Source organism: Paraburkholderia sp. Clong3 (assembly GCF_050436485.1).
Taxonomy (GTDB): Bacteria; Pseudomonadota; Gammaproteobacteria; order Burkholderiales; family Burkholderiaceae; genus Paraburkholderia; species Paraburkholderia tuberum.
In genome coordinates, this window is record NZ_JBNDMH010000003.1 from 53,688 (window position 1) to 78,137 (window position 24,450).

A 24,450-nucleotide genomic window follows, 5' to 3' on the forward strand; every position below is an offset into this window, starting at 1 on the left:
AACATGACTTCATCATTGAGTCAGCTGCTTGCCGATGCGCGTCGCAGTCGTACGGTGCTCGATACGTTGCCGCCGGAGCTGCTTCCTTCCGATGCCGACGCGGCCTACGCAATCCAGCACGAAATCTTGAGCGCATGCGGCGCGCGAATCGGCGGCTGGAAGATCGGCGCGAAATCGGCGAGCGGACCGATTCAAGGCGCGCCATTGCCCGACACCGATCTGCACGCCGACGGCGAGCGTCTGTCGCGCGAAGGCTTCGCGCCGCTCGGGCTCGAACTCGAAGTCGCGTTCCGTTTCGGCCGGCGTTTCGAGCCGTCCACGAAACCGTACGGCGAGGACGAAGTGCTCGCGGGCATCGGCTCGATCGGCGCGACCATCGAGATCGTCGCGAGCCGCCATGCCGCGTGGCCCGCCATCGACAAACTCGAGCAGCTCGCGGACCTGCAAAATCACGGCGCGCTGATCGTCGGTGAATTCACACGGTATCGCGAGGATTTTCCGTTCGTCGCGCCGTCGCTGCGTTTCGCGTTCAACGGAGGCAATGTCGTCGAAACGACGCCCGCGAATCCGGCCGGCGATCCGCGGCGGCTGTTGACGTGGCTCGTCAATCACGCGAGTTCGCGCGGCATTGCGGTGACGCCGGAGATGGTGATCACCGCCGGTTCGTACACCGGCATGTTCTTTCCGCGCGAGGCGGGCGACGTGAGCGCGCATATCGAAGGACTCGCGCCGGTGCATCTGACGCTGTACTAGGTAATTCGAGCTGCGCGGTTCAGGCGCGCTCCTCACAGGCCGACGAAATGACGAATCCCACTGCGGGCTTGCTCGTCAAGCCGATCCATCTGGTCCCGTCCGCCGCGCGCGCAACGAGTCCGCTCGCGCAGCATCTGCGCAAAGCGCTGCGCGGCGACGTGCTGTTCGATCTCGCCAGCCGCGGCCGCTACGCGACCGATGCGTCGATCTATCAGATCACGCCGGTCGGCGTCGTGGTGCCGCGCGATCAGGACGATCTGCGCATCGCGCTCGAGATCGCGCGCAGCGAGAAAGTACCGCTGCTCGCGCGCGGCGCGGGCACGAGCCAGTGTGGGCAGACGGTCGGCGAAGCGCTGGTGGTCGATACGAGCAAGTGGCTCAACAACATCGTCGCGTTCGATGCCGGCGCGCGCACCGTGACGGTCGAGCCCGGCGTCGTGCTCGATCATCTGAACGCGTGGCTGAAGCCGCATGGACTGTGGTTCCCGGTCGATGTATCGACGGCTGCCCAGTGCACGATCGGCGGCATGGCCGGCAACAACTCGTGCGGCTCGCGCTCGATCGAGTACGGCAACATGGTGCACAACGTCGACGCGATCGACGCGATTCTCGCCGACGGCAGCGAAGCGCGCTTCGCGTCGCTGCGCGAGCCGCCGCAAGGTGAGCGCTTGCAGCAGATCGTTGCGGGCGTCACGCGGATCGCGCAGCGCGAGCGTGACGAAATCATCGCGCGCGTGCCGAAGGTGCTGCGCCGCGTCGCGGGCTACAACATCGATCTGTTCGATTGCCAGAATCCGCGCGCCTATACCGATGACGGCAGCGCGAACCTCGCGCATCTGCTGGTCGGCTCGGAAGGCACGCTCGCATTCAGCCGGCAGATCACCTTGAAGCTCGCGCCGCTGCCCGCGCACAAGGCGCTTGGCGTGGTCAACTTTCCGACCTTCCGGCAGTCGATGGCGCTCACGCAGCACATCGTCAAGCTGAAGCCGGTCGCTGTCGAACTCGTCGATCGCACGATGATCGATCTCGCGTTGAGCAATCCCGCGTTTCGTCCGGTGATCGAGAAGGCGCTGGTCGGCGAGCCGCAGGCGATTCTGCTCGTCGAATTCGCGGGCGAGGATCGCGACGCGCAGCTCGCGTCGCTGAAGCAGCTCACGGAGTTGATGGGCGAGTTGGGCCTGCCCGATGCGGTCGTCGAGATGGCGGACGCAAATGCGCAAAAAGCGCTGTGGGAAGTGCGCAAGGCTGGTCTCAACATCATGATGAGCATGAAGGGCGACGGCAAGCCGGTGTCTTTCATCGAAGATTGCGCGGTGCCGCTCGAACATCTGGCCGACTACACGAGCCGGCTGACCGACGTGTTTCATCGCCACGGCACCGAAGGCACGTGGTACGCGCATGCGAGCGTCGGTACGCTGCACGTGCGGCCGATTCTCGACATGCGCCGCGACGGGGCGACAAAAATGCGCGCGATCGCCGAGGAAGCGGCCGCGCTCGTGCGCGAGTACAAGGGCGCGTATTCCGGCGAGCATGGCGATGGGCTATGCCGTGGCGAATGGGTCGCATGGCAATACGGGCCGCGGCTCAACCAGGCGTTCAGCGAGATCAAGGCATTGTTCGATCCGGACAACCGCTTCAATCCCGACAGGATCGTGCGTCCGCCGAAGATGGACGACGCGCGCAATTTCCGCTTTGCGCCGGGCTATCGCGAACAGCGCATCGAAACGGCGCTCGACTGGTCGACGTGGAACGTGAAGCGCGACCCGCTGACGGGAGAAGAAAGCGCGCCCGGCAGCGGCGACGATCTGAGCGGCGGCCTCGCGAAAGCGGTCGAGATGTGCAACAACAACGGCCACTGTCGCAAGTTCGACGCGGGCACGATGTGCCCCAGCTATCGCGTGACGAAGGACGAGCAACATTTGACGCGCGGGCGGGCCAACACGTTGCGGCTCGCGATTTCGGGGCAGCTCGGCGAAAGCGGGCTCGCGAGCGATGACGTGAAGGAAGCGCTCGACCTGTGCGTATCGTGCAAGGGCTGCAAGCGCGATTGCCCGACCGGCGTCGATATGGCGAAGTTCAAGATCGAGGCGCGGGCGGCGCGTGTCAAGACGCATGGGGTGCGGCTGCGCGACAGGCTCGTCGCGTTCATGCCGCGCTATGCGGGCGCGGCGAGCCGCATGCCGAGGCTGCTGGCGCTCGCGGACAACGTGCCGGTGCTGTCGACGTGGTTCAAGCGCTCGGTCGGCTTCGCGACCGAGCGGAGTTTGCCGCGGTTCAAGAAGGCGTTTCTGGCCGATGCGGTGTCCGCGAAGCCTGCACGCAACGCTGCGCAGGCGTGCGCGCTGAAAGAAGTCCTGCTGTTCGTCGATACCTTCAACAATCACCTAGAGCCCGACAACGCGCGCGCCGCGCAACAGGTGCTCGAAGCGGCGGGCTACACGGTCCACTTCAATGCACGCCCGGGAGAGCGTCCGGTGTGTTGCGGCCGCACGTTTCTCGCGGCGGGTCTCGTCGACGAAGCGAAAGAGGAAGCGCGGCGCATGCTCGAGCTGTTCAGGCCGTTCGTCGAACGTGGCGTGCCGGTGGTGGGGTTGGAGCCATCGTGTCTGCTGTCGTTGCGCGATGAATTCCTGCAGTACGGTTTCGGCGAAGAGGCGCAGCGCCTCGCGCAGCACGCGTTTCTATTCGAGGAATTCCTCGTGCGCGAAGAAAAGGCCGGACGATTGCAGCTCGAATTGAAGCCGCTGCCGATGCAGCAGGCACTCGTGCACGGCCATTGCCATCAGAAGGCGTTCGACGCATTCACGCCGGTGCAGACCGTGCTGAAGTGGATTCCCGAATTGAAGGTATCGACGGTCGAATCGTCGTGCTGCGGCATGGCCGGCAGCTTCGGCTATGAAGCGGAGCACTACGCGAGCTCGCAGGCGATGGCCGAGCTGTCGCTGCTACCCGCGGTGCGCAAGCTGGACGCGGCCACGCTGATGGTCGCCGACGGCACTAGCTGCCGGCATCAGATTCACGACGGCGCGGGCGTCGACGCGATCCACGTCGCGCGCGTGCTGGCGATGGCGCTGCGATGACACGGAGCTAACCGCAAAGCGAAACTCAAACGCGAATCTCAAACACCGATAGCCTGCCGGAACCCACTCGGCGTTACCCCGACAGCCTCGCGAAACCGGTGACTAAAGTGACTCGCGTTCGCATAGCCACACTGCCCGGCGATCTGCGCGAGCGGCAACGTCGTCGTGCGCAGCAGCGTGCGCGCGCGATCGAGCCGCTGCCGCGCGATCCAGGCGGCGGGCGGCAACCCGAACGACTCGCGAAACATCCGCGCAAGATGAAACTCCGACAGCGCCGCGACACCCGACAACTCCCCGAGCGTCAACGGCTGCGCAAGATGAATGTCGATATAGTCGCGCAGGCGGCGCCGCGTCGCGGCCGACAGCCCGCCTTTCAGCGCCACGTTCGCGCGCCGTACGCCTTGGCCGCGCAATAGCAGGCTCAACACTTCGTGCGCGGTCTCGTTGGTGCGCAGCAGAGCGTCGGGACTTTCCCACTCCTCGTTGACGAGCGACTGACACAGACGCGCAATGCGCGGGTCCTCGAAATAGGTGCGATCGGCGAGCGTCAGTTCGCGCGGTTCGCGGTCGAGCTCCTGCACCGCGCGTCGCGTGAAGTGCTCGGGCAGGAAGTACAGATGCATGAAGTGCATGTGGCCGCGCACCCACCAGCGCGATTCGTGATCGCCGGGCAGTGCGCACAGCCGCGACGGCGCGCCGTAGTGGCCCGGCATTTTCTGGCGCTCGGTGCGATAGCCGCCGTCCAGATAGCACGACAGCGTGTGATGGCCGGGCCGTTCGTAGACGGTCTCGTCCTCCTTCGTGTCGCGAGTCCATAGCGCGATCGCGAGTCCGTCGCCGAGCCACGCGAAGCGGTCCAGATGCGCGTTCGCACTGGCGAGCGTGTGACAGACCGACTGCAGGCCAAAAGGCATGCCGGCGGTGGATATCACGGGGACGGACGGGGTGGGGTTCACGGCGGCGCGCGGAGGTTTTCCGGTGTACGGTGCTGGTTGAGCGGCCAGTATACGGCGCGTCCCGTCAGCCTGCGCATCGGCGCGAAAAAGTGCGCAATTTTGGACAATTGCGGGCGGCGGCGCGGTTCCATAGTCGGGCTTTCTTCCATGCTGCGCGTCATCGCAGTCCGTCATTGCAGTCTGAGGCCCGACCATGAATCTCCTCCTTTATGCCATCACCGTGCTGATCTGGGGCACCACGTGGATCGCAATCAAATGGCAACTCGGCGCGGTGCCGCCACCGGTATCGATTGCGTGGCGTTTCTGGATCGCCGCGCTGCTGATGTTCGCACTGGCGCGCATCATGCGCCGCCCGATCTGGCCGCCGCGCGACGCCTGGCGCTACCTCGCCGCGCAGGGTCTCGCGCTGTTCTGCCTGAATTTCCTGTGCTTCTACTACGCCGAACAGCTCGTGCCGAGCGGGCTCGTCGCGGTGGTGTTCTCGACCGCGCCGCTGCTGAACTCGATCAACGGGCGGCTGTTCATGGGCCGGCCTCTGCAGCCGAGCGCGATTGCGGGTGCGTTGCTCGGGCTCGTCGGCATCGTCTGTCTGTTCGTGCAGCAGATGGCCGGGCATCTCGGCGACCACACCGCATGGCTCGGGCTCGGCGTCGCGTTTCTCGGCACGCTGTGCTTCTCGGCCGGCAACCTGCTGTCGAGCCGCATGCAGTCGATGGGCCTGCATCCGTTCGCGACCAACAGCTGGGCGATGCTGATCGGTGCTGCCGTCCTGACGCTCGGTAGTCTGTTCGCCGGCTATTCGTTCGCGGTGGAACCGTCGGCGCGCTATCTCGGTGCGCTCGCGTATCTCGTGGTGTTCGGCTCGGTGATCGGCTTTACGGCGTACTTGATGCTCGTCGGCCGTATGGGCCCGGAGCGGGCCGCCTATTGCACGGTGCTGTTTCCGATCGTCGCGCTCGCGGCATCGACGCTGTTCGAGGGCTATCGGTGGTCAGCGCTCGCGGTGGTCGGTCTAATGCTCGTGGTGGCCGGCAATCTGGTGGCGTTCGATCTGACGCGGCGGATTTTCGAGCGTCGCCGGGCGGCGCGTACATGATGAGCGTCTCGCTCAAGGTGAGGATTTACAGGAGCAGAAAAAGCGACTGAATCTCTGATCGGTGAGTCTTTACGGGAACCGGTTTTTACCGGTTTCGTGAAGGAAAGATTGTGTCGGAAACATGATTCGATGCAAATGGAATGAATTGAATGAATCGGCATTCAATAATCATTTTTTTATCAATAAATTTACTATTTTTATATGAGAGGATAAAACGCCAAATCTGATGTGCGCGTCTCGCACCTCGCAAGGATCGACTGCCGTGAAGCCTTTCTCCCGCCTTGGCTTGGCCGTGGTGTTAATCCACAGCCTGATCTCGCCGAATGTTTCCGCGCAATCCCAATTGAATTACACGACCTCATGGATCGGTAATAGTTTCGGATTCGGCGACGGCAAATGGATGCAGCAGGATATTCAGGCCATTAGCGTCGGCGCCAATGGCACCGTTTATACGAATGCGCCGTGGGACGAAAGCGGCAGTGAAATCGCCGCCTATCGCGCGGGCGACAAGCTCGCGGTGGCCGGCTCGACGCATGGCTGGGGCGCGGCCGGCGGCGACGCGGTGGCCGTCAACCAGACGTACCTCTATGCGGCGATGTCGATCGGCAACGAGAACAATGCGCTGGTCGGCGCCGATTATCCGCCGGCCAATCAGACCTGGTACGGCATCACGCGACGCACGCTTGCGAATCTCGCGACCGGCGCGCCGTTTTCCGGCGGCATCGGCAATAGCGCGAATGCGACGAAGAACAGTTTCGTCGCGGTCGATACGGTGAAGACTGGCACCGACGCGAGCATTCGCGGCCTCGCCGCAACCGACAGCGAGCTCTACGTGGCCGACACGTACGGCAACCGGATCGCCGTGTACGACGCGCAGTCCATGCAGCCGCTGCGTTCGTGGAGCGTCGCGTCGCCGGCCCGCATCGCGATCGACACCGACTCGACGTTGTGGATCATCAGCGGCTTCGGCACAGCCAATCTGAGCATCCTGCACTACCGCGCCGACGGCACCGCGCTCGCCGGTCCATTGACGCTGCCCGCCGGCACCGTGCCGAGCGACCTCACAGTGACGCCATCCGGCCAACTGCTGGTCGCCGACAACGGCGTTTCGCAGCAGATCCTCGTGTTCAACAAGGGCGCTGGCGGCCAGATGCAGGCGGGCGCGTCGATCGGCACGCGCAACGGCATTTTCCACCCGGTGCGCGGCGTGCCCGGCGATACGCGTTTCAACGGCATCACCGGCATCGGCGTCGACGCGGCCGGCAATCTGTACGTCGCGCAAAACGGCGAGGGACCGCGCGCGCTCGGCTCGGCATCCGTAGGGCAGGGCGCAGTGCTGGAGAGCTACGTGTACGGCACGCGCGTGCTCAACTGGCGGCTCTACGGTCTGAGCTTCGTCGATAGCGGCGCGTTCGACCCGGCCACGCCCGCTTCCATCTACACGGGTTCGAAGCGCTTCACGCTCGATTACAGGCAGCCGGTCGGCCACGAATGGTCGTATGCGGCGTTCACGCTCGATCGCTTCGACTACCCCGACGATCCCGCCTTTCACGAGCCGCGCGGCGTGCGTGGCGAACCGATGGTGCGCAGATTCGATGGCCAGCGCTTTCTCTATACGCTCGATCCGGGCGCGCACTATCTGAACGTCTATCGCTTCGATGCCGCGCATGGCGAGATCGCGATACCGTCGGGGATGCTCGCGCAGAATCCGCTGCCCGGCGCATGGCCCGCCGCGCAACCGACGTACGGCGAATGGCTGTGGCGCGACAGCAATGGCAATGGCGCCGTCGACGCGAGCGAGATCAGCGGCAATCCGTCGACCGGCAGCACGGTCGGCGACGGCTTCTGGTGGGTCGACGAACCCGGCAACGTGTGGCTTGCCACGCCATTGAGCGGCGTGCGCGAGATGCCGCTGCAAGGTCTCGACTCCGCCGGCAATCCGATCTACACGTACGCGAGTGCGAAGATGTTCGCGATGCCCGCGCCATTCACGCGGCTCGCGCGACTCGTCTACGTCGCAGCGACCGACACGATGTATCTGTCCGGTTTCACGAGTGCGATTCCGTGGGACCCGACGCACTGGAAGGAAGCGGGTCCGGTGCTGGCCCGCTACGACAACTGGAGCAGCGGCAACCCGACGCTGACATACACGGTCTCGCTGCCGTGGAACACGCAAAGCGATCCGCAGACCACCACGGTCGGCGTCGCGGTGGCGGGCAACTATATCTTCGTTGCGGAGCTCTACACCGATCGCATCGACGTCTACGACGCGCGCAACGGCACGGCGGTCGGTTACATGACGCCGGGCGCGAGCGTCGGCGGCACGAGCGGCTGGGTCGACGTGTATCTCGGCATCAGCGCGGTGCAGCGCGATAACGGCGAGTACGTGGTGCTGGTCGAAGACGACGCGCGCGCGAAGCTGCTGATGTATCGCTGGACGCCTTGACGTGGATCGCTGTCGCGCCGAACACGAATAGACGGCGGCGCACGATCGGTATATAACAACTTTACCGATGCACTCAATGGAGCGATGTTCGATCATGACGCAAGACGTTTCTCCCAAGCCGCCCCCCGACGATCGTCCCGAGATCGAGCAGCTCGACGCGGCGCTCAGTCACGTCGATCAGCAGGTGTCGTCTGGCGGCATTGCATCGGGCGCCGCGAAAGGCATTGTGTACAGTCTGATCGAAACGCTCGGCGCACTGGTCGGCGATCCCGATCTGCCGGAGCACGCACGTTCGGGTTACGAGGGACTGCTGGAGGCCGCGCGCGAGTTGCGCGCGAAGTTGGACCGCTGAGTGGACCGCTGAACACGCGGGTCCGCTCCGGCGCAACCGTCGTGCCGTCTGTTATACAAAAGCGCACTGTGTAACTCACCGTGCGCTTTTTTCATGCTCTCTGAGGCTCACGCCCCGAGCGCCACCTCTTCACCGCTCGTCTGCGCCAGCAACTGGTGAATCTGCGCGACCACGGCCGCGCCTTCGCCGACCGCCGCGGCCACGCGTTTCGTCGAGCCGGCACGCGCATCGCCGATCGCATAGACGCCTTCGACCGTGGTCCCGAGATCGCACGCGGTGGCCGAGCCATCCGCGCTGATGCCGGTCAGCACGAAGCCTTTCGCGTCGAGCTGCACGCCGCAGGTACGCAGCCATTCGGTGTTCGGGTCCGCGCCGGTGAACAGAAACAGATGCCGGGTGTCGAAGTGATCGACGCCGCCGGGCAGCGGCCGCTTCAGCGCGACCGACACGAGCCCGTCCTCATCGCCTTCGAGCCGGCCGACTTCCGAATTCGGATGCACGAACACGTTCGGCAGCGAGCGGATGCGGTCGATCAGATAGCGCGACATGGTCGCCTCGAAACCGCTGCGGCGGATCAGTACGTGAACCTTGGCCGCGTGCGTCGCCAGATAGACGATCGCCTGGCCGGCCGAATTGCCGCCGCCAACCAGCACGACCTCCTGGCGCTTGCACAGCTTCGCCTCGACCGGCGACGCCCAGTAGTAGACGCCGCGTCCGTCGAAGCGTTCGAGCCCGTCGAGCGCCGGGCGCCGGTACACGGCGCCGCTCGCGATCACGATCGCCTGCGCGCTGATGTGGCCGCCGCATTTCAGCTCGAGCCGATACGGCGACTGCCCGCAATGCAGCGCTTTCACGTTGACTGGGATCGCAACGTGCGCGCCGAACTTCTGCGCCTGCACGAACGCGCGGCCGGCGAGCGCCTGGCCCGAGATGCCGGTCGGAAAGCCGAGGTAGTTTTCGATGCGCGAGCTCGCGCCCGCCTGGCCGCCCGGCGCGCGGCTGTCGAGCACGATCACCGAAAGTCCTTCGGAGGCCGCGTACACCGCGGCGGCAAGTCCCGCCGGCCCCGCGCCGACGATCGCGACGTCGTACACGTACGCGTCGTCGAGATCGGGCAGCATACCTAAGCGAGTGGCAAGCTCCGGCATGCTCGGATGACGCAGCACCGAGCCGTCCGGGCAGATCACGAGCGGAAGGTCCTCGCGCTGCGCGGCGAACTGCTCGATCAGACGCAGCGCGTCTTCGTCGCGTTCGTCGATCACGGAATGCGGATGGCCGTTGCGCGACAGGAAGCCTTGCAGCGTCACGAGCCGTGCGTCGCTGCTATTGCCGATCAGGATTGGCCCGCCCGCGCCCTTTTCGATCAGCGACACGCGCCGCAGAATCAGCGCGCGCATGATGCGCTCGCCGAGTTCCGCTTCGGCGACGATCAGCGCGCGCAGGCGCTCGGGCGGAATCAGCAGCGCTTCGACGGGGCCGATCGCGAGGCCGTTCACGAGCGCGGGCTTGCCCGACAGTTGCCCGACCTCGGCCAGAAAATGTCCGGCGCCCTTCTCGCCGATCAAGACTTCGCGGCCGATGCCGTCACGCTGATAGACCTTCACGCGCCCTTCGAGCAGCACGAACATGCCGGGGCCGGTGTGACCGGTCTCGAACAGCAGCTCGCCGGACTTCCAGTGACCGACCTCGCCGAAGCGGCGGAGTCGGTCGATCTCGGCGCAACTGAGCTCCGGAAACATCTGGTGCATGCGCGTCGATAGCGACGAAAACGGCGCGTCGGCGACGACCCCCTGCTGTCCTTCCACCTCTTGAGTCGAAACGTCCTGAGTCGAAAGCATTGAACCGCTCCTTCGATATTCATTGCGCGATTGAACGCGAGGCAACGCGATGCGCGCTCGCACGCCGGGACGAGCCGTGCCGCGCGCGTCAGGCGGCCGATGCCGCCGCTGATTACGGCTAAACGGCTTTGGGCGCGATGTCGTCGACCGCGACTTCCGGCGGCGGCATCGCGGGCAGCGAGTCGACCGGCTTGCCCGAATCGCGCCAGGCTTCCATGCCGCCGCGCAGCGGCAGCACGTCGGAGAAGCCGGCTTCGTTGAGCTGCTTGGCCATCCATGCCGCGGAAATCTCGTTCGGGCAGGAGCAGTAGATCACGAGCTTCTGATCGTGCGCGTAGGTGGCGACGATGTCGTCGAGTTGCCGTTCATCGGCGAATTGCGCGCCGGGGATCACGAACGGATCGAGCTTGCGCTTCTCCTCCGAACGGATGTCGAACACGACCGGCGCCCGGTCAGCCGCGAACAGCTTCGCGAGTTCGTCGACCTCGATGCGCGCGGACGCGAGCTTCGCGATCAACTGACGGCGCCGGATCCACCGGTACACCGCGTACAGCACCAGCAACGCGACGACGACGAGCGCCGCCGTGCGCCCGAGCCGCCCGGCAATCGCGAACAGCATGTCGATCTGCCGCGCGAACAGCGCGCCGATGATCAGCCCGGTGCCGGACCACAGCGCGGCACCAACGCCGTCATAGCTGAGGAAGGTGCGGTAGCGCGTGCCCATCGCGCCGGCCATCGGGATCGACACGATCGACAGCCCCGGCACGAACTTCGCGACTGCGAGCACGCGCACGCCCCAGCGGCCGAAGAAGCGCTCGGTCTTTTTCACGCAGGTGTCACGCGACAGCGACAGCCGGCAGATCGTCTTCAGCGTATTGCCGCCGTAGATGCGGCCCGCGACGTACCACGCGCTGTCGCCGATCAGCGTCGCGAAGATCGACAGCACGAGGACCGGCAGCAGTTGCGTGCCGACCGAGCCGGGGTGCATCGCGGCCATCGCGCCGAACAGCACGAGCGACGGCATGGCCGGCACCGGCAGCCCGAGCGCGGCGGCCAGCACATTGAGGAAGACGAGCGCCGGTCCATATTGCGCGACGAGGTCATGTAGCATCGGTTTAACATCCGCGGCCCTTGCGGGCGCAGCGCGGTAAGGAATGCAAAGGGGAATGCAAGGATTATGGACGTATTTTCGAGACGTGCAACCGGCCCGGAAATTGGCCCGTCTTCTGGCTGCGATCAGGTCGCCCTATGTCGCCGCATGCCTCGATACACAAGCGTGGCAACCGCTTGTGACAAGTTGCTGAAGGCCGGGTAAGCGCGCTCGACGAGACGCGAAGGCGCTTGCAAAAACCCGTAGGAAAGCGGGGATTGGCGGCGTGAACGGAACAAACGGAAGCACGGCGACGAGCGCAGGCGCGCCCAATGCGAATAATCCCGCACTGGCGCGTCGAAGCGCGACGCAACCGGCGCGAGAGGCTGCCGAGTCACGCGACGGTCACACCCGCCGCGCGCCTGCTTCACTGACGATGATTGTGCTGCTCGCCCGGCAACTCGGCGCCATGCGCGCGGATCGCGGCGATCAGCTCCGCGGGCGTGATTTCGTAGCGCACTTCGCGATGGATGCCCGGCTTGCGCTCATCGACCTCGATCAGCAGGATGCCTTTGCCGTCTTCGGTCGATTCGAGGCGCAGCGAGCGAAGTTCGCGCGCCGTTGCGTCGTCGTATTCGGTGAGCAGGGCCATTGACCCGGAGGACCCGGTGATGCGCATCGAAGTTGTCCTTGTTGCGTTGGTGATGGAACCATTGTACGGGGCGGACGGCGTGCCGTCTGCCGCGTCGTCGTGCCGTGTCGCGTCTGCCTCTGTCTCGCCGGGGTTTTAGTCGAGTGTGACGCTGCCGCTAGCGGATTCGCGGTTGCGGAGCGAGCAACCAGTTTAACGCGACTCCTCGTCGCGACGGACGCATTTTTCATGCCCCGCGGTGGCGCGTCGTGCGTTCGGGTTTTGTCATGCGGGTGACGCGGGGGCGGGCTAGGAAGCGTTGGGCGCGCGCAAAAAAATAGCCCGTCCGGACAGGGACGGGCCGTTAAACGCCGTTGTTACTCGGGTCAGCCTGCCCTTGCAACATTGGGCGCTGACGGCTCCATCCTCGTGCTTCGTTGGCCGGCTGTCGAGGTGGGAGTAATGCGGATCTATCAGATCAAAGTACTGTTTTCCGGTTCGGCGTTCACACGAGGCCGGTCGTGTAATACACCGCGATCACGAAGAACACCGCGAGCGTCTTGATCACGGTGACCGCGAAGATGTCGCGATACGACTGCCGGTGCGTGAGACCCGTCACGGCGAGCAGCGTAATCACCGCGCCGTTGTGCGGTAGCGTATCCATGCCGCCGCTCGCCATCGCGACCACGCGATGCAGTACTTCGAGCGGAATATGCGCGGCTTCCGCACCCTTGATGAACGTATCCGACATCGCGGCGAGCGCAATGCTCATGCCGCCCGATGCCGAACCCGTGATGCCCGCCAGCGTGCTGACCGACACCGCGGCGTTGACGAGCGGATTCGGAATGCTTTTCAGCGCGTTGCTGACGACGAGAAAGCCCGGCAGCGCCGCGATCACACCGCCGAAGCCATATTCCGACGCGGTGTTGAGCGACGCCAGCAGCGCGCCCGCCACTGCCGCCTTGGTGCCCACCGCGAAGCGCTGGCTGACGCGACTGAACGCCGTCACGACGACCATCACGATGCCGAGCAGCAGCGCGCCCAGCACGGCCCAAATCCCCACGAGAGCCTTGACGCTCGTTTCTACCGGTGCATGCAGCCCCGGCAGGATGTCCGGGGTGACCGTGAAGGACGGACCGTACCAGGTCGGAATCCAGCGCGTCAGCAGGAAGTTCGCGACGCCGACCATGACGAGCGGCGCGAGCGCCAGCAGCGGATGCGGCAGCTGCTTCGACTCGACGCGCTCCGGCTCGTTGACGAGGTCGGTGCCGTAACCCTCGCCGGTCGCCATCGCGGCGCGGCGGCGCCATTCCAGATACGACAGACCGACCACGATGATGAACAGCGAGCCGAGCACGCCGAGCGTCGGCGCGGCCCACGAGGTGGTCTTGAAGAACGTCGTCGGGATGATGTTCTGGATCTGCGGCGTGCCGGGCAGCGAGTCCATCGTGAACGAGAACGCGCCGAGCGCGATCGCGCCGGGCATCAGCCGCTTCGGAATGTTGCTCTGACGATACAGCTCGGCCGCGAACGGATAGACCGCGAACACGACGACGAACAGCGACACGCCGCCGTAGGTGAGCAGCGCGCACACCGCGACGATCACCGCGTTAGCGCGCGAGCGGCCGATATAGCGGATCGCGGCCGCGACGATGGACTCCGAGAAGCCCGACAGCTCGATCACCTTGCCGAATACGGCGCCGAGCAGAAACACCGGGAAGTACAGCTTCACGAAGCCGACCATCTTGTCCATGAAGATGCTCGTGAAGACCGGCGCGACGGCGGCGGGCTCGGTGAGCAGGACGGCGGCGAGCGCCGCGATCGGCGCGAACAGGATCACGCTGTAGCCGCGATACGCAGCGAACATCAGAAACGCCAGCGCGGCGATAACGATGAGAAAGGTCATTGAGTCTCCATAGCCCGGTTGTTCTACAAGTTTGCCGTCCCGATCGAGCGACGGCGCGGCGCGGTCGGAAAGCAGGTTTCATGCCATGGCTGCCGTTTTGCTGCTGGTCCGCCGTGGCGCATGGCGCGGCCGCGCAGCGGCGGGCCGAGGCATCGTGGGCGGATTGTACCCAAGTGTCTCCGAAACGGGACTTCCATCCGGTGAAGAACACCTGAAACCAGGGTAAGTCATGATGCATAAGGCCTATCGTGTGTCTCAATTTGGAGATAAATTCGTCCACTGATTGAGATTGATGCAATCAAAACGATAAGCGGAGACAGCGACAGCATGTTGACCGACTGGACGGGCCTGCCCGCCACCTATGACGACGTGCTTCGTCGGGCGATGGATTCGCTGTTTCGCACGTTCGAAAACTTCAGCGAAGGCACCTTCATCGTCGATGGGCAGGCGCGCGTCGTCTGGATCAACAAGCGGTATGCGGCGCGCTTCGGCTTTGCTGACCCGCAGCAGGCGATCGGCCGGGATTGCGAAGCGGTGATTCCAAACAGTCTGATGCGCGAGGTCGTCAACACCGGCAAGCCGATCCTGCTCGACATCATGGAGACCGATCGCGAGCCGCTCGTCGTCACGCGCCTGCCGCTCAAGGACGATGCCGGCGTGACGATCGGCGCGGTCGGCTTCGCGCTGTTCGACGAGCTGAAAGCGCTGTCGCCCCTCTTTTCGCAGTACTCGCGGTTGCAGCAGGAGCTGATCGCGACGCGTCAGTCGCTTGCGCAGGCGCGCCGCGCGCGCTATACGTTCGGCAGCTTCGTCGGCACGAGCGCGGCGTCGCTCGAAGTGAAGCGCCAGGCGCGGCGCGCGGCGCAACTCGAAGCGCCGGTGCTGCTGCTGGGTGAAACCGGCACCGGCAAGGAGCTGCTCGCGCATGCGATTCACGGCGGCTCGGCGCGCGCGCACAAGCCGCTCGTCAGCGTCAACGTCGCGGCGATTCCCGACACGCTGCTCGAAGTCGAGTTCTTCGGCGCCGCACCCGGCGCGTACACCGGCGCGGATCGCAGGGGCCGGGTCGGCAAGTTCGAGCTCGCCAACGGCGGCACGCTGTTTCTCGACGAGATCGGCGACATGCCGCTGCCGTTGCAGGGCAAGCTGCTGCGCGTGCTGCAGGACAAGGAATTCGAGCCGCTCGGCTCGAATCGGATCGTGCGCGCGGATGTGAGGTTCATCGCGGCGACATCGGCCGATCTGCCGGCGCTCGTCGCGGCCGGGCGTTTTCGCGCGGACCTGTTCTACCGGCTCAACGTGCTGACGATCCATGCGCCGGCGCTGCGCGAGCGTCCCTCCGACATCGAGGCGCTTGCCTACGCGATGCTCGAGGAGCTGGCCGCGCAGGCAGGCGGCGGCAGCCACTTCGAATTGCACGACGACGCGTTGCGCCTGCTGTGCGCGTACGACTGGCCCGGCAACGTGCGCGAACTGCGCAACACATTGGAGCGCGCCGTGATGCTGTCCGACAGCGAGCGCATCGATGCGCGTGTGCTCGCGCCGTTCATCGGCTCGGGGCAGGGCGGTGCGGTGGCACCGGCGCGGACCCCGTCTGTCGCGGCCGCCAGCGTGGACGTGGCCGCGACCGCCGAACCCACCTCGTGGAGCAACGCGATGGCCGCGTTCGAAAAGCGCTTTCTCTGCGACGCGTTGCGCGCGAACGGCGGCCGCGTCATTGACACTGCGAAACAGATCGGCATGGGCCGCGCGACGCTGTACAAGAAGATCGCCGCGCACGGCATCGACGTTTGACTCGCCGCGCCCGGCCAGCCGCACCACGCCAACTGACGCAGCACGAGAGCAGCGTGGCACAATCGCGAGATCGAAAAACAAGACGTGACCGGGGTCTCCATGAAATGCCATTCCTTCTTCGCGCGCCGCTCGCGCGGCATACTGGCCGTCGCCGCGATCGTCGCGCTTGGCGGTTGCAGCAGCAGCGCGCCGCTGTTCCTGCCGGACGGCCGTGCGACCACGCTCGTGCAATGCCCGGTCGGTTCCGACTTGTGCTCGCAACAGGCGGCCGCCAGTTGCAATGGCGCGTTCGACGTCGTGCGCCAGTCGAGCGAGGGCGGTACGTTGAGCCTGATCTACGCCTGCCGCGCGACCGCGAAGTAAGTACCTGATGCCGTGCCGGTGCAATGCCGGCGCGCGCGGCTGGCCGATCCGTTGGCGGCCTTCGGTTTTTTTCACCTGTTCGCAGTTATTCCCTGGCAATTCCCGATACGCTCGCTGACCACGCTCGTGTCATTCCGGTTACCACATGGCCGTCATAAATTCATGCGCCTAATGTGTGTCCGATAAGCGGTGTGCATGCGAATTGGATAAGTAAGCCGCATGCGGCATTTTTACAACGTTGAGTCACCGCGCACCGATTATTCTTTGCGCCCGGACCATGATTTATCTTTACCCTCGGGACGTCGAACGCAGTCAGTGCGGCAGGCAACGGAACGTGAAATTTGACGGCAGTATTCTTTTTTAAACCGTTGGGATTTAACCCGGCAAGCAGAAATTGCCGGTTTTTTCCGACGTAGAAGAAGTTCAGGAAGGTTTTTCCGCTGCTGGCGGGCATTACTTTGGGCCGCGCGGGCCAACGCGGCTTCATGCTTTCGATTTTTTTGCTTCAACACTAATTCAATAGAATCCGGGGAAAGCAATGAATCATCAGCAACTCGAAAAAGACATCGAGCATCTCGAGCAGATAATTTCCCATATTTCCGCAGAAGACCGTATTCCTTTGTCTTACTGGCGTAACCGCCTTCAGCACGTTTCCGGCGCGGTTCTCGTGCCGGCGCAGGCAACCCGCGTCAAACGCCTCGATGCCGCGCTTTGCGCATTGGAAAAACGGCAGAAAGCCTGAGGGTCGTCATTGTGTCCGCCAATCGGGTTCGGCAATTAGGAAAGCCGTCGTGTGCGCTTTCGCCGGACAGGGTTTATCTTTCGGTTTGATCGCCCAAAGCGACCTGGGCGCGCGCACGTTTTCTTTGACCGACACAGGATGTACATGCAGATAGCAGGACTTGCCGCGACCCGCCTCGCGACGCTGACCAACGCGATGCAGGGCTACGTGGAGCGGGGCGAAGTGGCGGGGGTGGTGTCGCTCGTATGGCGGCGCGGTGAAATCGGCTACTTCGAACCGGCGGGCCTACGCGACGAAGCGGCGCAATTGCCGATGGAGCGCGACACGCTGTTTCGCATCGCGTCAATGACGAAGCCGGTGACGAGCGCCGCGATCATGATGCTGATCGAGGAAGACCGCCTCGCGCTCGATGCGCCCATTTCGCGGTGGCTGCCCGAGCTTGCCGCGCCGCGCGTGCTGCGTGACCCGACCGGCCCGCTCGACCAGACCGATCCGGTACGCGCGCCGATTACGGTGCTCGACCTGCTCACGCATCGCGCGGGCTTCGCGTATCACTTCACGGCGACGGGTCCGCTTGGCGAAGCCTACGCAGCCGCGTTCAACGGCTTCGAGGCGAGCGGCGGCAACAGCGCGTGGCTCGCGCGCATCGCCGCGTTGCCGCTGATGTTCCAGCCCGGCTCGCGCTGGCACTACGGCGTGGCGACCGACGTGCTCGGCGTGCTGATAGAACGCGTGAGCGGCATGACTCTTGGGGAGTTTTTCCGCACGCGCATTTTCGCGCCTCTCGGCATGCGCGACACCGCGTTCTGGGTGCCCGACGCACAGCTTGCGCGCCTCGCCACCGCGTACAACATCGATCCCGGCACGCGGCGTCGTGTGGTCGAGGATCATGCGGCGGCGAGCCGCTGGGCCAATCCACGACGCTTTCAGAGCGGCGGCGGCGGGTTGGTCTCGACCGCCGAGGATTATCTGCGATTCGCGCAACTGCTGCTCGGGCGCGGCCGCGTCGGCGACACGCGGCTGCTGTCGCATCGCTCGGTCGACTTGATGCGCAGCAATTTCCTGAGCCGCGACCAGCGCCGCCTGCCTGCCTTCGGTCACGTGATCTGGGCGGGGCAAGGCTTCGGCCTCGGCCTGTCGATCGTCGATGATCCGGCGCAGCAATTGCCGCTCGGCTACCGCTCGCTGGGCTCGTTCGGTTGGCCCGGCGCGTACGGCACGAGCTGGTTCGCCGATCCGGTCGAGAACATGATCGGCCTGATGCTGATCCAGCGCCGCTCGATCGACCCCTTCCCGATGGCCATCGACTTCGAACGCCGCATCTACGATGCGATCGACGATTGAGTGCAGCCGCCGCGCATGCGCTCGGCCGCGCGATTCACTATCCTGTGATTTATTCGTCTGATAGTGTCCGCCAACCATTCATCGCGATTCATCGCAGTGCGTCCAACCGAGGGGGAACAACGGCATGGCCTCTTACAAACAGCTGACTGCGCAACTCGAAAAACTCCACAAGGAAGTCGCAGCCGCGCGCGAAAAAGAAGTTTCGCAAGCTATCGCCGATATCAAGCAGAAGATTGCCGAATACGACCTGACCGCCGAAGAACTCGGCTTGACGAGCGCCTCGCCGAAGCCGCGCCGCAAGTCGTCGACGACGTCGGCCGCCAAGTACCGCAATCCGAAGACCGGCGAAACCTGGAGCGGCCGTGGGCGCTCGCCGGCCTGGCTCGTCGGCAAAAATCGCGAGCGGTTTCTGATCGAAGGTTGAGCTTCGTCGTGGGCGCCGACGCGTCCGTGTTCTCTGAAGTGATGTGTGGTTTGATCCGTTCCGCACCGTTGCAAAGGTCCCGAAAACGCTCACCTTTGCGTGACGCCCGAACGTACACGGCGATATTTACCGATGCATTCGAACCTCGCGGGATGCTTCGGTGAGCCAGGCTTTGTCGAGCGACGCACCTCCGCGGGTGCGAATCGCCATCGTGCCGCACCGCCCCGCGCCGCTCGCCGCAAACCCGCGACAGCCTTTGCTGGCGGGCGTTTCCAGGCGTCGAGCCGGAACCCGTTCATAGCGGTGCGAAGCTTTATCGCCGTTTTCCCGCGCATCGGGTTGGTGGCGCCCGCGACCTGGCAGGTGCGTGCACGCGCTTCGCGATCCTCACCTTTGACCGCAAATCGATATTCGCCGCCGCAAGTCCCGAAAACGCTCACCTTTGCCACCAGCATGCGCGGCGCGCCGACCCTCGCGCCGTCGCCCCGTCCGGCGCCGGGGCCCTTTCCCCCGGCCGTCGCGCCAGACGTGTATCATTCGCACCTTGCGCCGTTTTGCGCCAGCGATTCCCGCATTGTCGAACGCTGGGTCGTGACCCGTTCGCCACCGTTTTCGGACGCGGCGCGAGCGCCGGCCGATCCGGGCCCGCGCCCGATTCTCGCAGCTCGACGCCGCCGCGCCACGCGCGGCATACCGGCCGCCCACGGCCGCCGGGAACCGCCTGAACCCCTTTCCGTGACCGCCAGACCCGATGTCAGTCTCCGAACTCAAACGCCGCCGCACGTTCGCGGTCATTTCCCACCCGGACGCGGGTAAAACCACGCTCACCGAAAAACTGCTGCTGTTCTCGGGCGCGATCCAGATCGCCGGTACCGTGAAGGGCCGCAAGAGCAACCGCTACGCGACGTCCGACTGGATGGAAATCGAAAAGCAACGCGGCATTTCGGTCGCGAGCTCGGTGATGCAGTTCGAGTACGGCGATTGCGTGATCAACCTGCTCGACACGCCGGGCCACGAAGACTTCTCCGAGGACACCTATCGTGTGCTGACCGCGGTCGACGCCGCCGTGATGGTGATCGACGGCGCGAACGGCGTCGAAGCGCAGACGCTGAAGCTGCTGGAAGTCTGCCGCAGCCGCAAGACGCCGATCGTCACGTTCATCAACAAGCTCGACCGCGAAGTGCGCGAGCCGCTCGAACTGCTCGACGAGATCGAGCAGCACCTCGGCGTGGCGGCGGTGCCTTTCACATGGCCGATAGGCATGGGCAAGGATTTCCAGGGCGTCTACGATGTCCAGCGCGATCAGGTGCGCGTGTTCCGCGCCGGTCAGGACACGGCCGGCGGCGCGGTCGAAACGCTGCAGGCGCTGAGCAACGAGGAAGGCGAGCGTCGTTTCGGCCACGCGTGGGTGCGTGCGAAGGAAGAAATCGATCTGATCACCGGCGCGACGCCCGAGTTCGACCGTGAGCAGTTCCTCGCCGGCCAGCAGTCGCCGGTGCTGTTCGGTTCGGCGATCAACAACTTCGGCGTGAAGGAGATTCTCGACGCGCTGGTCGACCTCGCGCCGCCGCCGTCGATGCGCATGACCGTGCAGCGTCCGGTGCAGCCGGAAGAGTCGAAGTTCACCGGCGTCGTGTTCAAGGTGCAGGCGAACATGGACCTCGCGCACCGCGACCGTGTCGCGTTCATCCGCGTGTGCTCGGGACGTTTCGAGCGCGGCATGGCGGTGAAGGTCACGCGCTCGAACAAGACGTTCCGCGCAAACAACGTGGTCACGTTCCTGTCGCAGCGTCGCGAGACGGTGAGCGAGGCGTATCCGGGCGACATCATCGGTATTCCGAACCATGGCACGCTGAGTCTCGGCGATACGCTGACCGAAGGCGAGCAGCTGCAGTTCGTCGGCCTGCCGTTCTTCGCGCCGGAAATTTTTCAGACCGTCGAAGTGGTCGATCCGATGCGCGCGAAGCAGCTCGGCGAAGCGCTGAAGCAGCTCGGCGAGGAAGGCGCGATCCAGGTGTTCCGTCCCGAAGCCGGCGGTCTGATGATTCTCGGCGCGGTCGGGCAGCTGCAGTTCGAAGTGGTGTCGCACCGTCTGTCGACGGAATACAAGGTCGACGTGCGCATGGCGCCGGCGCGTTACCGGCTGTCGCGCTGGGTGACCTGCGACGATGCGGCCGAACTGCGCCGCTTCACCGACTCGTACTCGGCGCGGATCGCGCTCGATGCGTCCGATGCGCCGACCTATCTGGCCTCGCACGTATCGGAGATCGAAGTCGCGCAGAAGGCGTGGCCGAAGATCGTGTTCAACGAGTTGCGCGAGCACTCGGGGGCGCCGTTCAGAAAGGCGATGTAAAACCGCGAGTCCGCTGGTTTCGAAGCAAAAAAGCCGCGTCGTTCGACGCGGCTTTTTACTTTTCCGCCGCAACAACGTCCCGCGCCAGCGCGCGACTTCGCCTATGCTGACGGAACCACCCGCCTCGCCGCGAAGCCGGCTCCAATTCCTGTCCAACCGCATGGAGCGCCCGTGACCGTTCGCAACCTCGACGCCTTGTTTCGCCCGAAATCCGTCGCCGTGATCGGCGCGTCCGAGCGGCCGGGCAGCACCGGCGCGATGGTCTGGGCGCGTGTGCTGGAAGGCGGCTTCGACGGCCCGCTGTGGCCGGTCAATCCGAAGCACGCGACGCTCGGCGTCCACCCGGTGATTCCCGACGTCGGCGATCTGCCGCAGGCGCCCACCGTCGCGGTGATCTGCACGCCGCCCGCGACGTGGCCCTCGCTGATCCATAAGCTCGGTGGCATGGGCACGCGCGCCGTCATCATCGTCGGCGAGGTGCGCAGCGATGAAGACCGGCTCGAGCTGCGGCACGCGCTGTCGGCGGCGCGGCCGCATCTGTTGCGCATCGTCGGACCCGGCAGTCTCGGCGTGGTGTCGCCGGCGCTCGGCGCGCATCTGGGCGCGCCGTCGTGCACGGTCAAGGCGGGCGGTGTCGCGTGGGTGTCGCAGTCGAATGCGTTGACCAACGCAGTGCTCGGCTGGGCACGAGCGCGCGGGCTCGGTTTTTCGCACGCGGTGGCGCTCGGAGCGGAGGCCGACGTCGATGCCGGCGACGTGCTCGATTACCTCGCGAGCGACCCCGGCACCCGCGCGATCCTGCTCGAACTCGACAGCGTGCGGGCGGCGCGCAAGTTCATGTCGGCCGCGCGCGCGGCGGCGCGCAACAAGCCGGTGCTCGCGCTGCGCTCCGGTCGCGACGATCCCGCCGACGGTCTCTACACAGCGGCGTTCCGGCGCGCGGGCCTCGTGCGCGTCGACGCGCTCGACGATCTGCTCGACGAAATCGAAACGCTCGGCGTCGGCCGCGTGGCGGCGGGCGCCACCGCCACGCTGATCACTAGCGACCGCGGTCTCGCGACGCTCGCGCGCGACGCGTTCACCGCCGCCGGCGGCCTGCTCGCGCCGTGGCCGGCCGCGGCGTCGGACGCGCTGGGCGAGGCGCTGCCGCTCGCGGTCGGCGGCAATCCGCTGCTGCTCGGCGACGGCGCGCGTCCTGAGCACTTCGGCACCGCGCTGAAGCTTCTCGGCGAGTATCGCGAGACCGGCACCGCCGTCGTGGTGCACGCATCGACGCATGGCGCGCCCGTCGACGACGTCGCGCAGGCGCTGATCGAGCATCAGCGCTTTGCGTATCGCGGGCTGCTCGCGTGCTTTTTCGGCGGTGTCGATGCGACGAGGCGCGACGCGCTGCATGCGCAGGGCATCCCGGTGCACACGACGCCGCAGCGGCTCGCGCGCGCCTTCGCCCGTCTGGTCGATTACCGGCTGGGCCGCGAACTGCTGATGCAAACGCCGGAAGGCCTGCCTGCGCAGATTCCCGAGTCGATCGACGCCGCCCAGGCGCAGGCTCGCGAAGCGTTGGCGGCGGGCGCGAGCGAGCTGGCCGGGGCAGCGGCGGCGCGGTTTCTGTCGCGGTTCGGATTGCGGGTGGAGGGCGCGCAAGGCGGGGGCGCCCACGCGTCGGGCGCCGATGCGCCGGGCGCCGATGCCGACGGCGCCGCAAAACCCATCGTCGACGTCGCCGTCGAACTGCACGACGACGACAACTTCGGCCCCGTGTTCCGCTTCGCCGCACCGCCGATCGACGGCGTTTCCAGTGGGTTGCACGTGTACGGCCTGCCGCCGCTCAATCCGATGCTCGCGCGCGATATCGTCACGCGTTCGCACTACGCGAGGCTGGTCGCGCCGGAGCCGACGCTCGCGGCGTTGACGGCGGTGTCGCAAGCGGTTTGCGACGTGCGCGAGATCGTCGGCCTGTCGTTGAAGCTCAGGGTCTACCGGGACCGCGTGACGGTGGTCGATCCCGTGTTGCGGCTCGGCGCGCAGCGCAGCCGTCTCGCGATCGTGCCGTATCCGCGCCGCTTCGAGGAAACGATCGACTGGCAGGGGATGCGTGTAACGGTGCGGCCGATTCGCCCCGAAGACGAAAACGCGCATCGCGAGTTCGTGCAGGCGATGACGCCGGAAGATTTGCGGCTGCGTTTTTTCGCTTCAGTCGGCGCGTTCGACCACTCGCAACTCGCGCGCATGACGCAGATCGACTACGACCGGGAAATGGCGCTGATCGCGACGGTCGACAACGAAGACGGCGTCGCGCAGACGCTCGGCGTGGTGCGTGCGGTGGCCGATCCCGACAACGAGACGGCCGAATTCGCGGTGACCGTGCGCTCGGATCAGAAAGGGCGGCGCCTCGGCCAGTTGCTGATGCAGCGGATCATCGCGTACGCGCGGGCGCGCGGCACGCACTGGCTGATCGGTGAAGCGTTGCGCGAGAACACCGCGATGATCGCGCTCGCGAAGGCCAGCGGCTTCACGATCACGCGGACCGATGACCCCGGTGTGGTCGGCTTCCGGATGGCGCTCGACGAAACGGCGGGGGCGGACCCGAAGTCCGCCGCGCAGAACCAGCCGGCGCGTTGAGCGGCTGACGTCGCGAGCCGCTCAACGCATGGCTTCACCGCCTCACGCCGCCAGCTTCTGAGCCGCCTCATCGACCTGCGCGCGCGTGACCGACAGCTCGTCGAGCCATGCCTGCGCATACACGGCGCCGGTTTCGCGTTCGAGCCGCGCGATCGTCGCGGCGCAGCGGTTCGCGTCCTTCAGCGTCGAAATGAACGCTTTCACCGACTCACCGCCCTTGAACGCGTCGAACAGCGGCACGCGAATTTCGTCGGGCAGCGCACGGGTGGTCCATTGGTACGGCTTGCCGTTGAACGTCAGCGACGGCGGCAGCACGCGCTCCTTGCGCGCGGCCGGAATCAGGCCGTAGGTGCGCGCCGCTTCGCCGATCTGCTCGGGCGAAAACAGCTCGTCGGGCGTGATGTGGAACTGCTGGATGAAGGTCTCGATGCTTTGCATCGCGGCGGCGCGGTCGTCGCGGCGCTTCTGCGCGTGGGCGACGATGTCGCGCAGTTCGTCGGCTTCTTCGGCGGTGATCGTGAAGCTCGACTGCTTCTGCTGGAGTTCGGAAAAACGCTGGAATTCGGAATCGGTCAGAAGTTTGGCCATTGCTCAATCGATGCGCGCGCATGAGCCCGTCATGCGGCGTTATTTTGGAAGGGCCGCCATTCTAAACCATGT

Annotated in this window: 18 protein-coding genes; 12 read left to right on the forward strand and 6 right to left on the reverse strand. The window is 65.5% G+C overall.

From position 1 onward, the window contains the following. Positions 1-3 precede the first annotated feature (3 nt). Both OKW30_RS23795 and OKW30_RS23800 read left to right on the forward strand, forming a co-directional pair. Complete coding sequence (locus tag OKW30_RS23795) at positions 4-753, forward strand: 2-keto-4-pentenoate hydratase (RefSeq protein ID WP_429347809.1); 750 nt, start codon at positions 4-6, stop codon at positions 751-753. 47 nt (positions 754-800) lie between these two features. Next, complete coding sequence (locus tag OKW30_RS23800) at positions 801-3,833, forward strand: FAD-binding and (Fe-S)-binding domain-containing protein (RefSeq protein WP_429347810.1); 3,033 nt, start codon at positions 801-803, stop codon at positions 3,831-3,833. Between the two features lie 38 nt (positions 3,834-3,871). Here the strand turns inward: OKW30_RS23800 and OKW30_RS23805 are convergent, their stop codons facing one another. After that, complete coding sequence (locus OKW30_RS23805) at positions 3,872-4,747, reverse strand: helix-turn-helix domain-containing protein (RefSeq protein ID WP_429347811.1); 876 nt, start codon at positions 4,745-4,747, stop codon at positions 3,872-3,874. A 235-nt stretch (positions 4,748-4,982) separates the two neighbouring features. On the opposite strand from OKW30_RS23805, the gene OKW30_RS23810 reads away from it, so the two are divergent. The 3 genes from OKW30_RS23810 to OKW30_RS23820 all read left to right on the forward strand — a co-directional run bounded on the left by OKW30_RS23810 (position 4,983) and on the right by OKW30_RS23820 (position 8,683). Further along, positions 4,983-5,885, forward strand: a complete 903-nt coding sequence (locus tag OKW30_RS23810; protein ID WP_184037909.1) for a DMT family transporter — start codon at positions 4,983-4,985, stop codon at positions 5,883-5,885. 262 nt (positions 5,886-6,147) lie between these two features. Then, on the forward strand, positions 6,148-8,331 hold the full coding sequence (locus tag OKW30_RS23815) for a hypothetical protein (protein WP_429347812.1): 2,184 nt from the start codon (positions 6,148-6,150) through the stop codon (positions 8,329-8,331). A gap of 94 nt (positions 8,332-8,425) precedes the next feature. Continuing rightward, entirely contained in the window at positions 8,426-8,683 is a 258-nt protein-coding gene (locus OKW30_RS23820; protein WP_184073075.1) for a hypothetical protein, read from the forward strand. A gap of 107 nt (positions 8,684-8,790) precedes the next feature. Here the strand turns inward: OKW30_RS23820 and OKW30_RS23825 are convergent, their stop codons facing one another. From OKW30_RS23825 to OKW30_RS23840, 4 genes are all read right to left on the reverse strand, one after another. After that, positions 8,791-10,521 carry an FAD-dependent oxidoreductase gene (locus tag OKW30_RS23825; protein WP_429347813.1) on the reverse strand — a complete coding sequence of 577 codons (1,731 nt, stop codon included), beginning with the start codon at positions 10,519-10,521 and terminating at the stop codon, positions 8,791-8,793. Between the two features lie 118 nt (positions 10,522-10,639). Continuing rightward, the gene (locus OKW30_RS23830) at positions 10,640-11,632 is read right to left on the reverse strand and encodes a DedA family protein/thiosulfate sulfurtransferase GlpE (RefSeq protein WP_184073079.1); all 993 of its coding nucleotides are present in this window, start codon (positions 11,630-11,632) and stop codon (positions 10,640-10,642) included. 406 nt (positions 11,633-12,038) lie between these two features. After that, positions 12,039-12,290, reverse strand: coding sequence for a hypothetical protein (locus OKW30_RS23835; protein WP_008921056.1), 252 nt, complete (start codon positions 12,288-12,290; stop codon positions 12,039-12,041). 457 nt (positions 12,291-12,747) lie between these two features. Continuing rightward, the gene (locus tag OKW30_RS23840) at positions 12,748-14,148 is read right to left on the reverse strand and encodes a GntP family permease (RefSeq protein WP_429347814.1); all 1,401 of its coding nucleotides are present in this window, start codon (positions 14,146-14,148) and stop codon (positions 12,748-12,750) included. Positions 14,149-14,475: 327 nt separating this feature from the next. Between OKW30_RS23840 and OKW30_RS23845 the strand changes: the two genes are divergently transcribed. From OKW30_RS23845 to OKW30_RS23875, 7 genes are all read left to right on the forward strand, one after another. After that, on the forward strand, positions 14,476-15,942 hold the full coding sequence (locus OKW30_RS23845; protein WP_429347815.1) for a sigma-54 interaction domain-containing protein: 1,467 nt from the start codon (positions 14,476-14,478) through the stop codon (positions 15,940-15,942). 99 nt (positions 15,943-16,041) lie between these two features. After that, positions 16,042-16,305: a hypothetical protein gene (locus OKW30_RS23850; protein ID WP_184037925.1), complete on the forward strand. Its 264-nt coding sequence runs from the start codon at positions 16,042-16,044 to the stop codon at positions 16,303-16,305. 538 nt (positions 16,306-16,843) lie between these two features. Then, the gene (locus OKW30_RS23855; protein WP_090808221.1) at positions 16,844-17,047 is read left to right on the forward strand and encodes a hypothetical protein; all 204 of its coding nucleotides are present in this window, start codon (positions 16,844-16,846) and stop codon (positions 17,045-17,047) included. Between the two features lie 144 nt (positions 17,048-17,191). Then, positions 17,192-18,391 (forward strand): serine hydrolase domain-containing protein, encoded by a 1,200-nt coding sequence (locus OKW30_RS23860; protein ID WP_429347816.1) that lies wholly within the window; start codon positions 17,192-17,194, stop codon positions 18,389-18,391. A 124-nt stretch (positions 18,392-18,515) separates the two neighbouring features. Next, positions 18,516-18,815, forward strand: coding sequence for an H-NS family nucleoid-associated regulatory protein (locus tag OKW30_RS23865; RefSeq protein ID WP_184037930.1), 300 nt, complete (start codon positions 18,516-18,518; stop codon positions 18,813-18,815). Positions 18,816-19,566: 751 nt separating this feature from the next. Next, a complete protein-coding gene (locus OKW30_RS23870; RefSeq protein ID WP_184037933.1) occupies positions 19,567-21,168 on the forward strand; it encodes a peptide chain release factor 3 in 1,602 nt (533 codons plus the stop codon). A 171-nt stretch (positions 21,169-21,339) separates the two neighbouring features. Further along, on the forward strand, positions 21,340-23,790 hold the full coding sequence (locus OKW30_RS23875; protein WP_429347817.1) for a GNAT family N-acetyltransferase: 2,451 nt from the start codon (positions 21,340-21,342) through the stop codon (positions 23,788-23,790). A gap of 42 nt (positions 23,791-23,832) precedes the next feature. Here the strand turns inward: OKW30_RS23875 and OKW30_RS23880 are convergent, their stop codons facing one another. Beyond that, on the reverse strand, positions 23,833-24,378 hold the full coding sequence (locus OKW30_RS23880; protein WP_184004394.1) for a hypothetical protein: 546 nt from the start codon (positions 24,376-24,378) through the stop codon (positions 23,833-23,835). Positions 24,379-24,450: the final 72 nt, after the last annotated feature.

What these genes read in the sequence shown, in the direction of transcription:
- OKW30_RS23795 (WP_429347809.1), top strand. Translation starts at nt 4, where the DNA reads ATGACTTCATCATTGAGTCAGCTGCTTGCCGATGCGCGTCGCAGTCGT.
- OKW30_RS23800 (WP_429347810.1), top strand. Translation starts at nt 801, where the DNA reads ATGACGAATCCCACTGCGGGCTTGCTCGTCAAGCCGATCCATCTGGTC.
- OKW30_RS23805 (WP_429347811.1), bottom strand. Translation starts at nt 4,747, where the DNA reads ATGCCTTTTGGCCTGCAGTCGGTCTGTCACACGCTCGCCAGTGCGAAC.
- OKW30_RS23810 (WP_184037909.1), top strand. Translation starts at nt 4,983, where the DNA reads ATGAATCTCCTCCTTTATGCCATCACCGTGCTGATCTGGGGCACCACG.
- OKW30_RS23820 (WP_184073075.1), top strand. Translation starts at nt 8,426, where the DNA reads ATGACGCAAGACGTTTCTCCCAAGCCGCCCCCCGACGATCGTCCCGAG.
- OKW30_RS23825 (WP_429347813.1), bottom strand. Translation starts at nt 10,521, where the DNA reads ATGCTTTCGACTCAGGACGTTTCGACTCAAGAGGTGGAAGGACAGCAG.
- OKW30_RS23830 (WP_184073079.1), bottom strand. Translation starts at nt 11,632, where the DNA reads ATGCTACATGACCTCGTCGCGCAATATGGACCGGCGCTCGTCTTCCTC.
- OKW30_RS23835 (WP_008921056.1), bottom strand. Translation starts at nt 12,290, where the DNA reads ATGCGCATCACCGGGTCCTCCGGGTCAATGGCCCTGCTCACCGAATAC.
- OKW30_RS23840 (WP_429347814.1), bottom strand. Translation starts at nt 14,148, where the DNA reads ATGACCTTTCTCATCGTTATCGCCGCGCTGGCGTTTCTGATGTTCGCT.
- OKW30_RS23845 (WP_429347815.1), top strand. Translation starts at nt 14,476, where the DNA reads ATGTTGACCGACTGGACGGGCCTGCCCGCCACCTATGACGACGTGCTT.
- OKW30_RS23850 (WP_184037925.1), top strand. Translation starts at nt 16,042, where the DNA reads ATGAAATGCCATTCCTTCTTCGCGCGCCGCTCGCGCGGCATACTGGCC.
- OKW30_RS23855 (WP_090808221.1), top strand. Translation starts at nt 16,844, where the DNA reads ATGAATCATCAGCAACTCGAAAAAGACATCGAGCATCTCGAGCAGATA.
- OKW30_RS23860 (WP_429347816.1), top strand. Translation starts at nt 17,192, where the DNA reads ATGCAGATAGCAGGACTTGCCGCGACCCGCCTCGCGACGCTGACCAAC.
- OKW30_RS23865 (WP_184037930.1), top strand. Translation starts at nt 18,516, where the DNA reads ATGGCCTCTTACAAACAGCTGACTGCGCAACTCGAAAAACTCCACAAG.
- OKW30_RS23870 (WP_184037933.1), top strand. Translation starts at nt 19,567, where the DNA reads ATGTCAGTCTCCGAACTCAAACGCCGCCGCACGTTCGCGGTCATTTCC.
- OKW30_RS23880 (WP_184004394.1), bottom strand. Translation starts at nt 24,378, where the DNA reads ATGGCCAAACTTCTGACCGATTCCGAATTCCAGCGTTTTTCCGAACTC.